This window comes from Nocardia fodinahabitans, from assembly GCF_052983615.1.
Genome location: NZ_JBRJJC010000001.1, coordinates 3,273,188 through 3,285,380, shown reverse-complemented (window position 1 = coordinate 3,285,380; position 12,193 = coordinate 3,273,188). Strand labels below are relative to the sequence as shown.

Here is a 12,193-nt window from a genome sequence, read left to right as displayed (position 1 = left end):
GGTTCACCTCCTGATGCAGGTACGGCCGGGGGCCGGAATCCCAAGAGTAACCCAGCACCCCGGCCATCGGGATGGAGTCGACGCCGGTGGCTCCGGTGGTGTATTCACAGTAGGTGTTTGCAGACCTGTCCATCGGCCGGCTCGTCGGCGCGGTCGCCCTCACGGTGACCGCCTTCGTCGCGAGTGGATGCGGTGGCACCATCGACGGCCACGCGCAGCCCGCGATCGATGTCGTCCCGGCGACCAGCAGCGCCGGACCCACCACCAAGCCCGGCAAACCCACCACGGGCAAGCCGACCACGAGCAAGCCCGCCCAGACCTCGACCCGGGGCGGCAACACCGACTTCCAGGCCAATGTCGGTGACTGCGTCGCGCTCGGCGGCACCGTCGACGACGCCACCATCGACAAGGCGTCGTGTGGCAGCCGGTCGTCGAACTACAAGGTCATCGGCAAGGCCAAGAACAGCACCGGCTGCGTCAGCGACCGCGACAACTTCTACGCCGAGACCCTCAACGGCATCGAGACCGGCGCGCTGTGCCTCGATATCGACTGGGTCGTCGGTGGCTGCATGGATGTCGGCGGTGACGAGCCCAAGCGGATCGAGTGCGGCGAGACCGGTTCGGAGCCGGTCAAGGTCATCACGATCAAGAACAACACCGACAGCGTCGACGACTGCCCGGATGTCGCCGACTCGGGCTTCAAGTACCCCGAGCGCAAAGTCGTGGTCTGCGTCCAGAGCCTGTAGTCCGGCGAAAGACCAGCGCGACGGCTAGTTTGGGGAGGTGCCTCCGACCCGGACGGTTCGGCTGAAATCGGCCACGGGGCGGTGGATCCTGCTCGCCACCATCCTCGGCTCGTCGATGGCGTCACTGGATGCCACCGTCGTGTCGGTCGCGCTGCCGCGCATCGGCGAATCGCTGGACACCGATGTGGCCGGGCTGCAGTGGACCGTCAACGGCTACACGCTCACCCTGGCCTCGTTCATCCTGCTCGGCGGGTCGCTCGGCGATCGGCTCGGCCGCAAGCGCGTGTTCGTCTGGGGTGTCGCCGGATTCGCGGTCACCTCGCTGTTGTGCGCGGTCGCGATGAACATCGAGATGCTGGTGCTCGCCCGTTTGCTGCAGGGCCTGGCGGGCGCGCTGCTCACCCCGGGCAGCCTCGCGCTGATCTCGGCGTCGATCGATAAGGACGACCAGGGCAGCGCGATCGGGCTGTGGTCGGGTCTGGGCGGCGTGGCGGGCGCGTTCGGGCCGCTGCTCGGCGGCGGGCTCATCGATCTGGTCGGCTGGCGCGCGATCTTCCTGCTGAATGTGCCGTTGGCGCTGGTCGTCGCGGTGGTGGCGCTCCGGTTCGTGCCGGAGAGCCGTGACCCGGACGCGCCCTCGCGCATCGACGTGCCGGGCGCGGTGATCGTCGCCATCGCGCTCGGGGCGCTCACCCTCGGGCTGATCGAGGGGCTTGCGGTGCTGATCGGCGTCGGGGTGGTCGCGCTGGCGCTATTCGTGGTCGTCGAGCTGCGCAGTCCGAATCCGCTGGTCCCGCCGTCGCTGTTCGGCTCGCGCGTGTTCACCGCGGCGAATCTGGTGACCTTCTTCGTCTACGCCGCGCTGGGCGGCGTCTTCTTCCTGCTGGTGCTGCAACTGCAACTGGTGTCCGGGTATTCGCCGATGGCGTCGGGCGCGGCGAGTCTGCCGGTGACGGTGCTGATGCTGGTGTTGTCCGCCCCGGCCGGGCGCTGGGGACAACAGCATGGACCGCGCATCCCGATGACCGCGGGCCCGCTGCTGGCCGCGGGCGGTGTGTTCGCGCTGCAACGGGTCGGCCCCGACGCGAACTACCTCGCCGATGTCCTGCCGGGAGTGCTGGTCTTCGGGCTCGGTCTCGCGATCATGGTCGCGCCGCTGACCGGCGCGGTGCTGGCCGCGGTGCCCACCGCCGACGCCGGCATCGCCTCCGGGGTCAACAACGCCGTGGCCAGGACCGCGCAGCTGCTGGCCGTCGCCGCGCTGCCAGGGCTGGCCGGACTGTCCGGCGCCTTCGACGATCCGGTCGCCTTCGCCGCGGGCTTCGACACCGCGATGCGCTGGTGCGCGGCGTTAATGCTGGTCGGTGCGGTCGTCGCGGGTGTGCTGTTGCGGGTGCCGCGCCGGGCGCCGGAGCCGGACCGGGTCGACTGCCTGCCGCACTGCGCGGGCGCCGACGGTCCCGCGCTCGCGCCCCTCGGACAGAAATGAAGCGGGTCGCGTGGAGATGAATCCACGCGACCCGCACGACTTCCGGCGATCCGAAGGGCGTTCTACACCGGATGGAAGCCCGCGCCGATCCCGCCGCGGGCGTTGACGTCGTTCATGATCGAGCTCATGTTGGTGCCGACCTCGGGACCGAAGCAGGCCACGGCCAGGTAGGCGTTCACCATGCCGACCAGGGTCGAGCCGACGACCACCGGCGCGCCGGAATCGCCTTCGATCACACACATCTGAGCCCAGGTCTCGGTGTTGGTCTGGAAGACATCGCCCCAGGTGATGCCGCAGGTGTTGCCGGTGGTCCGGCCTTCCTTGCAGACGATCGTCGGGAACTGGGCGGGCCCACCGATGCCGGTGATGGTGACGTTGCCGATCCGGTTGACCGGGATGATCCGGCCCGGCGTGAACTCGATGATCGCGTAGTCGAGATCGGGGTTGCTGTAGGCGAACCGGCCGATCTCGCCGTAGCCGCGGTCCACCTCGGCGGTGACGGTGGCGCCCGCGTCACCACAGTGGCCCGCGGTCAGTCCGACGAGTCTGCCCGCACCGTCGTAGCCGACCGTGGTGACGGTGCATTCGAACATGTTGTCGATGACGATGCCGGAGCCGCCGCCGATCACCGGGGGGCCGGGTTGAGCCTGCGAAGCGCCCGCGCCGGTGCCGAGCAGTGCTGCACCGAGGGCGACGGCGAAGGCGGCGTTGGCCACCTTGGCGAGTGTGGTGAACATGTCCCTCCAGACGTCGGAAGCCCGCACGATATCAATTCGCTCTGCCTATCGTGCCTGTATTCCCTCCCGGGCGCGCCCCGCCCGCCCGCACTTCATCGTGATAGCGAATATCTATCAATGTGGTGATCAATTGACCAGTTTTGCTTTGGTCCTGTGATCTACCGGAGTATTCGGCCGGGGGGTTCGTTATGAATGACAGTTTTCCGCAATATTTATTCGGCGCAACCGCCAGTACTGGGAATCCATGGGGAAAACGACATCCCACGCAATCGCCGATACCGCCACAATTTCGGGCGGTATGGTCCGACATGGCAGGACTCATAGCTGTTCCAGACCGTGACCGCTGTCTATGACCGCGCTCACATGTCGGTGATGTGTTCTGCGCTACTCCGTAGTAAGGTGCGTCAAGCAAACAAGTCGTCGGGGTGTTGATGACCTGGCGTCGAGAGGGGTAAAAGCAGTGCAGTCGACCGAGAGTCCACCCGCCCGTTCACGAGTCAGCGAAGCTGTCGACCGGACCAAGGGCCTTTGGGACGACCATCCGAAGAAGTCACTCGAGACCTTCGGTCGACAGATCACGATGGGTTTCGAAGCGATCACGGAGTTGATCGTCGCGATCTTCCGTCGCCGCTTCCCCTTCGACGAGTTCGTCCGGCAATGCGCGTTCATGGCCAACGTGGCCGCGGCACCGACTCTGCTCGTGGCCATCCCGATCGCGGTGATCGTCTCCATCCAGGTCGGCGCGGTCGCCGGTCAGGTCGGCGCGACCTCGTTCATCGGCGCGGCGAACGGCCTCGGCATCATCCAGCAGGGCGCGCCACTGGTCACCTCGATCATGATCGCCGGCGCGGTCGGCTCGGCGGTCTGCGCCGACCTCGGCTCGCGCACCATCCGGGAAGAGATCGACGCCATGAAGGTGATGGGCGTCGATCCGCTGCGCAGGCTGGTCGCCCCCCGGCTCGGCGCCGCGATGATCGTCAGCTTCCTGCTCTGCGGCTTCGTCGTCTTCGTCGGCTTCATCACCGGCTACATGTTCAACATCTTCGCCCAGGCGGGTACCCCCGGCTCGTACATGAGCACCTTCGCCTCCTTCGCGGTCACCCGCGACCTCGCGGTGGCGCTGCTCAAGTCGGTGATCTTCGGCATCATCGCCGCGATCATCGCCTGCGACTCCGGCCTGAACGCCCGCGGCGGCCCCGGTGGCGTCGCCAACGCGGTGAACTCGGCGGTGGTCAGCTCCATGGTGATGCTGCTCGGTGTCAACGTGGCGATCACCCAGATCTACGCCGCAGTCTTCCCCCCACAGGTGGTCTGAGCCATGTCATCAACCTACGTACCTCCGCTGCTGCGGCCGCTGCGCCAGCTCAAGGCGGTCGGCCAGGCGCCCATCGATCTGCTCGCGCGGCTCGGTCACCAGGTCTTCTTCTTCCTGCGTTCCGTCGGCTCGATTCCGCTGGCCTTCAAGCAGTATCCGAAGGAAGTCTGGCGGCTGCTCTCCGACGTCACCTGGGGTAACGGCAACATCGTCGTCGGTGGTGGCACCATCGGCGTCATCCTGATCATCAGCGCCTTCGGCGGCATGACGGTCGCCATCCAGGGTCACACCTCGCTGAACCTGCTCGGCCTGAGCCCGATCACCGGCGCCATCTCGGCCTTCGCCACCACCCGCGAACTCGGGCCGCTGCTGGCGGCGCTTGCCTTCGCGGCGCAGGCGGGCTGTCGATTCACCGCCCAGCTCGGCGCCATGCGCATCTCCGAGGAGATCGACGCGCTCGACTCGATCGCCATCCGGCCGCTGCCCTACCTGGTCAGCACCCGGATGATGGCCGCGGTCATCGCGATCGTGCCGCTGTACTGCATCGGCCTGGTGATGGCCTACGTCTCCTGTTCGATCACGGTGCAGCTGATAGGTGGCACCGCGGCCGGTACCTACTCGCACTACTTCTACCAATTCCTGGTACCGACCGACGTGCTGTATTCGCTGCTCAAGGCGGTCGTGTTCGTCATGATCACGACGTTCATCCAGTGCTACTACGGCTTCTTCGCCTCGGGTGGTCCCGAGGGCGTCGGCGTCGCGGCCGGCCGCGCGATCAAGATGTGCATCATCCTGGTCGTGTTCGCCGACCTGTTCATGACATTGGCGATCTGGGGCGTCAACCCCGGAATCAGGATCTCGGGGTAGGCGCGCGATGATCATCGATCCCAGTGGGCGCGGTCCCACGATGAAACAGCTGTACATCGCCGGCACCTGTGGCGTCATCGTCTTCGCGGTGATCCTCGGGTTCCTGATGGCGAGGTACCAGGGCTACTTCGTGCCCAAGGTCAATGTGGCCGCCAACCTGACGACCACCGGTGACGGCCTCCCGTCCGACGCCGACGTGAAGTTCCGCGGCGTGCTCGTCGGCGTCGTCAAGGACGTCGAGATCGTCGACAAGGGCGCGACCCAGAAGGTGAACATCGAGCTCAAGCCCGAGTTCGCGGGCGACATTCCGGCCAACGTCACGGCCCGCGTCGTACCGAGCAACCTGTTCGCCGTCACCTCGGTCGAGCTGGTCTTCAACGGCGCGTCCGACCAGTACCTGCACGAGGGCTCGCAGATCCCCGAGGACACCAGCCAGGGCACGATCGCGCTGCAGGACACGCTCACCACGGTGCGCGACATCCTCAACGAGGTCGACCCGGTGCAGCTGGGCCGGGTGCTCGGCACCCTGACCCAGGCGCTCGACGGCAGCGGCCGCGTCCCCGGCTCCACCATCCAGCGCCTCGACCACTGGCTGACCACCGTCGCCGACGCGGGCCCGAACCTGGGCGGCATGCTCGACAACTTCGCGGCTTCGGCGCACGCGCTCAACCAGTCGGCGCCGGAACTGCTCGACGTGCTCGGCAGCTCGGTGCAGACCGCCAACACCATCGCCACCAAGCGGGATCAGCTGATCGCGCTGCTGGCCGGTGCGAGCGCCACCACCGACCAGGTCAACGACCTGTTCGCGGCCAACCCCGATGTCGGCAAGGAGGTCACCGTCGGGATGAACGCGACCCTGGGCGCGCTGGCCGCCGATCCGGGCTCGATCACCAAGACCTTCGAGGTCTTCGGCCCGTCGCTGGCCGCGCTGAACTCCACCATGCACGGCGGTCCGGCCAATCAGATGGTCTGGAACGCGGGTCTGACCTTCACCCCCTACAAGCCGAACACCGTCGCGGATTGCCCGCGCTATGGCGAACTGCTCGGTCCGAGCTGCTTCACCGCACCCGCCGAGGTCAGCATTCCGCCGATGCCGGAGAGCGTGCGCCCGCGCGCGCTCGACGCGGCCGCCGGCCTGCCCCCGCTGGTCGCCATCCCGGGCATGCCCGCGATTCCGGGCCTCACCACGCCGGGCATCGCGCCGATGCAGACCGCCAACGGCACCGAGGTCAAGCCGTTCGCCGGTACGCCGCTCGAGGGCTTGGTCCCGTCGATCCAGCTCCCGGGCCTGCCGGGTCTGCTCGGTGGCGGCGCCCCCGCGCCGGCCGCCGGTCCCGCCGCTCCGGCCGACGCGCCGCAGCCCGCGGTGGCCCCGGCCGCCAAGCCGATCTCCTACCAGGGCGAAGCGGCGATGACTCAACTGCTGGGGCGTAAGCCGACGGCATCCGAATTCCTGCTGCTCGGTCCGATTTTGAAGGGCGGAACCCTGCAAGTGTCCGAAAACGGGGGTGGCGCATGAGTATCCGCAAGCCACTGATCGGGTTCAGTATCTTCGCGATCGTTTCTATGCTGGTCATCGTGGTCGTGTGGAATACGCTCGCCCGCACGGTCGACGGAGACACCCGCAAGTACACCGCGATCTTCACCGATGTCCTGGGCCTGCGGCCCGGCGACGACGTCCGCATGGCGGGCGTGCGCGTCGGCAAGGTCGAGAAGATCGAGCTCGACGGCAAGAACGACGCCAAGGTGTCGTTCATCGTCCAGAGCGACCAGACGGTCTTCGACGACACCAAAGCCCTTGTCCGCTATCAGAACCTGATCGGTCAGCGCTACGTCGCACTGACCCCGGGCGAGTCGCCGAGCCCGCAGGCGCTGAAGAGCGGTTCGGTCATCCCGATCGACCGCACCGAGCCCTCGTTCGATATCTCCGCGCTGCTCAACGGTTTCCAGCCGCTGTTCCAGGCGCTGGAGCCGGCCGAGGTCAACGCCATGTCGGAGACGCTGATCCTGGCGCTGCAGGGCGACGGTGTCTCGCTGTCGTCCTTCATCATCCAGGCCGCGCAGCTGGCCACGGATTTCCAGCGTCGGGACGCGATCCTGTCCGACGTGATCACCAACCTGTCCGGCGTGATGGCCGGGTTGGCCAAGCGAGGGGATGAATTGGAGACCCTGGTGACCCAGACCCGGGCGCTGATCGGCGGGCTCTACGAACAGGGTCAGTCGCTGCAGGCGTCGACGGCCACCCTGGCCGACGCGACGACGTCGCTGGTCGGCATGGTCGGCAAGATCCAGCCCAAGCTCTCGGCGGCGCAGAACTCGACCACCGCGGCGCTGAACCTGCTGCTGGCCAACGGCGCCAAGCTCGACCAGGCCGCGATCGACATGCCGTCGATGCTCGCCGATCTGGGCCGGATGACCTCCGAGGGCACGCACGCCAACGCCTACCTGTGCGGCCTGGACGTCTCGCTCTACGGCGTGCTCTTCCCGCGCGGTCTGTTCAGCCAGATCGGTGGCACCTCCCACTCGGAGGTCTGCAGATGAGCAAGCTCAAGACGACCTTCCTCGGCAACCGCAACTTCTGGCTCGGTGTGATCGGCTCGCTGGTCATCGTGCTGCTGCTGGTCGGTTCCACGGTCTACCAGTTCATCGGGCTCGGCAGGCAGTCGATCGACGCGGAGTTCGTACAGGCCGCCGGCATCAAGACCGGGGACAAGGTCGCGGTCTCCGGCGTGCAGGTCGGCACGGTCACCGGCGCCAAGATCGAGGGCGATCACGTGGTGATCACCCTCGACGTCGACAAGTCGCTGAAGTTCGGCCCCGACGCGCACGCCGCGATCAAGATGGCCACGCTGCTCGGCGCGCGCTACGTCGACCTGCAGCCGGGCGACGGGTCGGGCCTGAAGGGCAAGACCATCCCGCGCAGCAATACCGACGTGCCCTACGACATCGCCGATGTCGTGCAGGTCGGTACGCCGAAGTTCGAGGAACTCGACACCAAGAAGCTGGCCGCCTCGCTCAACACGATCAACAGCCAGCTCGGCGACTCGCCGCAGCTGGTCGCGCAGGCGATCGACAGCGTCGGCGCGCTGGCCAAGGTCGTCGACCGGCGCAAGACCGAGGTCGACACCCTGCTCAAGGACCTGAACCGGGTCACCCAGCTGCTGGCCGACAACCGCAACTCGATCCTGCTGATCATCACCCAGGGCGAGGCCATCGCGAACCGGGTGATGGAGCGGCAGAACCTGCTGCGCCAGCTGCTCGACAACATCGCCACGCTGACCCGTCAGCTGGAGGAGATCGGCGCCGAGAACGGTAACCAGTTCGGCGGCACCATCGGTCAGCTCAACACCATGGCCGAGGGTCTGCAGAAGAACAAGGAGAACCTCGACCGGCTGCTGCAGATCGGCCAGCCCACCGCGCGGTACTTCAACAACGCGCTCGGCAACGGCAACTACGGCGACGTCTCGCTGCCGTGGCTGTTCCCCGACAACTGGCTGTGCTTCGTTCAGGTGATTCAGGGGTGCGCAGGATGAAACTGACCTCGAGATTCCGCGGCGGCAAGACGCTGGCCCGATCGCTCATGATCGGCGCCACCGCCCTGACCCTGGGTAGCTGCTCGCTGCTGCCCAATCAGGTGAACGACGCGCTCGGCATGTCGACCAAGATCACGGCCGACTTCGAGAACATCGCCGGCATGTACGAGGGCAACGACGTCATGGTCCTCGGCCTGGCGGTCGGCAAGGTCGACAAGATCATTCCCAAGGGCACCTACATCGAGGTCCACATGACCATCGACGGCGGGGTGAAGATCCCGAAGGAAGCGATCGCGGCGATCATCTCGCCCTCGATCGTGACCGACCGCCACATCGAGATCACCCCGCCCTACACCGGCGGTGAGTCGATGAAGTCCGGTGAGCACCTGCCCAAGGCGCGCACCAGGACCCCGGTCGAGCTGGACACGATGATCAAGACCATCGACCAGTTCTCCGCCTCGCTCAAGCCGGAGCCGGGTCAGGAAGGGCTGGGCCCGCTCTCGGGCCGGGTGCTCTACCCGGTGCTCAACGGCAACGGCCAGAAGATCCGCGAGACCCTCGACGCGCTGTCGAGCGCGCTGAAGGTCGGTATCGACAACAAGGACGCGATCTCCAACATCATCATCAAGCTCAACGAGCTGACGACGATGCTGGCCGACAACGACCAGTCGGTGCGTGATTTCAGCGACCGGGTGACCGCGATGTCCGGTCTGCTGGCCGAGCAGGCCCCCGGTCTGCAGGCCACGCTGGACCAGCTCAACGCGTTCCTGGCCAACACCTCGACGATGTTCGGTGAGCACGCCGACGAGCTGTCGACCTCGCTGACGGGGCTGACCAACGTCACCAACCAGCTGCGCGCGAACTCGGGCGCGATGGTCGAGATCGTCGACATCGTGCCGCTGCTGATGCAGAACATCGACGGCGCGATGGACAAGGAACGGCGCTTCGTCCGCCTGCACGGCCTGATCGGCACCGCCCTCTCCGGCGAGGTCGTCAGCGTGTTCTGTGAGCGGATCCAGCTGAAGTCCGATGGCTGCCGCTCCGGGAACATGCAGGATTTCGGCCCCGATTACGGGCTCACCGCCGCACTGCTCGGACTGACGAAATGACCCTACGTATGACGATGAAAGCCCGCCGCGCGCTGGTCGCCGCGGCCGCGACGGCGACGGTGGCGATCACCTCCGGGTGTGGATTCACCGTGGAGGATCTGCCGCTGCCCAAGCCGGGCGTCGAAGGTGATACCTACACGATCCACGCGGAGTTCGACAACGCGCTGAACCTGCCCGATCAGGCGAAGGTGAAGATCGGTGGTTCCGATGTCGGAGTGGTCTCCGGCATCTCCACCAAGAACTTCCAAGCCCGCATCGACATGCAGATCAGCAAGGACATCCAGCTGCCCCAGGGCAGCACGGCCGAACTGCGTCAGGCGACTCCCCTCGGTGACGTGTTCATCGCGCTGTCCAAGCCCAAGAACGGGGCGCCCGCAGGCGCGCCGCTGGAGGACGGCGCCACCCTCACCCGCGAGTACACCTCGGCGGGCGCCACCGTGGAAGAGCTGCTGATCTCGGTGTCGATGCTGTTCAACGGCGGCGGCGTGGCCAGCCTCAGCCGGCTGGGCACCGAACTCGGCTCGATCCTCAACGGGCAGGGCGGCAACCTGTCACACCTGATCATGGAAATGACCGGTGTCATCGGCGAACTGAACAACAACAGCGCCAAGGTCGACACGGTGCTGACCGAGTTCAACACCCTCGCCAACACCATCGAGAACAACAAGACCCAGCTGGGCCAGGTGGCCGACACCCTGCCGCAGGCCATCGGCGCCATCGCCGAGAACAACAAGGCGATCGGTGACCTGCTCACCAAGGTGGCCACGGCCAGCGCCGCGCTCGGCGACTACTCCAACACCACCGGTGATCAGCTCTCCGAGCTGCTCACCAACCTGGACAACCTGATGACCGCGCTGGCGGCCTCCGGCGACAACTTCGGGTACGTGCTCGATCAGCTGCACGCGATCCGGCCCGGCGCGAACGCCACGTTCCAGGGCAAGTCGCTGGCGCCGTACGCGACGCTGACCAACCTCGACATCGGGTTGCTCACCGATCCGGCCAACAGCAAGTTCCCCGATCTGAAGGACGTGAACGACTTCGTCGGCACCTTCATCCAGGTGCTGCAGATCGTTCAGGGCCGAGTGGGAGGCCACCGATGAGCAAGGCCAAGAAGTTCTTCGGTAACAAGATCCTGCTCGCGAACGCGGCCCTGGTCGTGGTGCTGATCGTCGGCGCCACCTACCTGCTGGTCAATGTCATGCGGGTGAACCCGCTTCGGTCGGAATACGCGGTGACGGTCAACCTGGACCGCTCGGGCGGTCTGCAGCCGGGCAACGACGTGACCCTGCGCGGGCACCGGATCGGCAAGGTCACCTCGGTGGAGCTGATCGATCAGGGTCAGTCGATCGCCGCCAAGGCGCAGATCGACACGAGCTACAAGATCCCGGTCGACACCATGATCCAGGTGGCGGCCCTGTCGGCGGCGGGCGAGCAGTACATCGACTTCCGTCCGAACAGCGATGTCGGCCCGTTCCTCGGCGATGGCGCGGTGATCAAGTACAACCCCGAGCAGATCAAGACCCCCACCCCGGTGTGGGCGGTGCTCGACGACACCAGCGCGCTGATCGCCCAGGTCGACCCGCAGCAGTTCAAGACGATCCTGGCCGAGCTCGACACCGCGCTCGGCGCAGGCCCGGATCAGCTGCGTGGCCTGATCAACGGTGTCAGCCTGGTGGTGGCCGGTCTGGACAACCTGCTGCCGCAGACGGTGAACCTCATCGCGAACCTGCGGGTGATCGCCGAGACCACCTCGCACGCGCAGCCGGATCTGCAGACGCTGACCCGCAACTCGGGCGCGCTGCTGACCCAGTTCAACAACGCCAACGCCGAACTGCAAAGCGTGCTGGACAACGCGCCCGCCCAGTTCGAGGCGCTCGGCGCGGTGCTGGACAAGACCGCCGATCCGATCAGCGGTCTGGCGGCCAACTTCGTCGCCATCACCAGGGCGGCGCAGCTGCGTCAGCCCGCGCTGCGACTGCTGTTCCCGTCGCTGGCGCTGGGTCTGGAGTCGATCGCGGTGCCCGCCCACGACGGCGAGTTCCACACCGTCATCGATATCTGGCCGCGGCCGACGTGCTACTACGCCACCGAGTACCGCCGCAACGAGGAAGTCCAGGACGGGTCGATCCCGAAGTGGAACTACTGCGTGAACCCGCCCGCCGATCAGCAGATCCGCGGTTCGGCCAACGCGCCGCGTCCGAACGTGCCCAACAACGGCGCGCAGATGCCGCCGGGCGTCGATCCCAACGAGCGGACACCCATCCCGGTGAACTGAGTTGATGCCCGGTCCGGTCGCTCGCCGACCGGACCGGGCATACTCGCTGGGGAGAGCGTGTGGTCCGGCTCACGGGCCCACGAAGGATATCGGTGCGATATGTGTGCCGGGAAAGAGCAGGA

The 12,193-nt window shown here is 66.7% G+C and carries 11 protein-coding genes; 10 read left to right on the top strand and 1 reads right to left on the bottom strand.

Annotated features, from left to right (window positions below):
* Positions 1 to 113 precede the first annotated feature (113 nt).
* Both lppU and NV348_RS15375 read left to right on the top strand, forming a co-directional pair.
* On the top strand, positions 114 to 746 hold the full coding sequence (gene lppU / locus NV348_RS15380; protein WP_447147567.1) for an LppU family putative lipoprotein: 633 nt from the start codon (positions 114 to 116) through the stop codon (positions 744 to 746).
* 37 nt (positions 747 to 783) lie between these two features.
* Positions 784 to 2,235 (top strand): MFS transporter, encoded by a 1,452-nt coding sequence (locus NV348_RS15375; RefSeq protein ID WP_447147566.1) that lies wholly within the window; start codon positions 784 to 786, stop codon positions 2,233 to 2,235.
* Between the two features lie 62 nt (positions 2,236 to 2,297).
* Here the strand turns inward: NV348_RS15375 and NV348_RS15370 are convergent, their stop codons facing one another.
* Positions 2,298 to 2,972, bottom strand: coding sequence for a S1 family peptidase (locus NV348_RS15370; RefSeq protein ID WP_447147565.1), 675 nt, complete (start codon positions 2,970 to 2,972; stop codon positions 2,298 to 2,300).
* Between the two features lie 460 nt (positions 2,973 to 3,432).
* Here NV348_RS15370 and NV348_RS15365 point away from each other — a divergent pair, with 460 nt between their 5' ends.
* Genes NV348_RS15365 through NV348_RS15330 form a run of 8 tightly spaced genes read left to right on the top strand, consistent with a single transcriptional unit; the run spans position 3,433 to position 12,071 of the window.
* Positions 3,433 to 4,287: an MlaE family ABC transporter permease gene (locus NV348_RS15365; RefSeq protein WP_355275277.1), complete on the top strand. Its 855-nt coding sequence runs from the start codon at positions 3,433 to 3,435 to the stop codon at positions 4,285 to 4,287.
* Between the two features lie 3 nt (positions 4,288 to 4,290).
* Entirely contained in the window at positions 4,291 to 5,154 is an 864-nt protein-coding gene (locus tag NV348_RS15360; RefSeq protein ID WP_447147564.1) for an MlaE family ABC transporter permease, read from the top strand.
* Between the two features lie 40 nt (positions 5,155 to 5,194).
* Positions 5,195 to 6,673, top strand: coding sequence for an MlaD family protein (locus NV348_RS15355; RefSeq protein WP_447147563.1), 1,479 nt, complete (start codon positions 5,195 to 5,197; stop codon positions 6,671 to 6,673).
* A complete protein-coding gene (locus tag NV348_RS15350; RefSeq protein WP_447147562.1) occupies positions 6,670 to 7,695 on the top strand; it encodes an MCE family protein in 1,026 nt (341 codons plus the stop codon). Before NV348_RS15355 ends, NV348_RS15350 begins: the two co-directional genes overlap by 4 nt.
* Positions 7,692 to 8,687 (top strand): MCE family protein, encoded by a 996-nt coding sequence (locus NV348_RS15345; RefSeq protein WP_447147561.1) that lies wholly within the window; start codon positions 7,692 to 7,694, stop codon positions 8,685 to 8,687. Before NV348_RS15350 ends, NV348_RS15345 begins: the two co-directional genes overlap by 4 nt.
* On the top strand, positions 8,684 to 9,796 hold the full coding sequence (locus tag NV348_RS15340) for an MCE family protein (protein WP_447147560.1): 1,113 nt from the start codon (positions 8,684 to 8,686) through the stop codon (positions 9,794 to 9,796). The genes NV348_RS15345 and NV348_RS15340 overlap by 4 nt, the downstream gene beginning before the upstream one ends.
* Positions 9,797 to 9,804: 8 nt before the next feature.
* Positions 9,805 to 10,896, top strand: coding sequence for an MCE family protein (locus NV348_RS15335; protein ID WP_447147559.1), 1,092 nt, complete (start codon positions 9,805 to 9,807; stop codon positions 10,894 to 10,896).
* Positions 10,893 to 12,071 carry an MlaD family protein gene (locus tag NV348_RS15330; protein ID WP_447147558.1) on the top strand — a complete coding sequence of 393 codons (1,179 nt, stop codon included), beginning with the start codon at positions 10,893 to 10,895 and terminating at the stop codon, positions 12,069 to 12,071. Before NV348_RS15335 ends, NV348_RS15330 begins: the two co-directional genes overlap by 4 nt.
* The last annotated feature ends 122 nt before the right edge of the window (positions 12,072 to 12,193 follow it).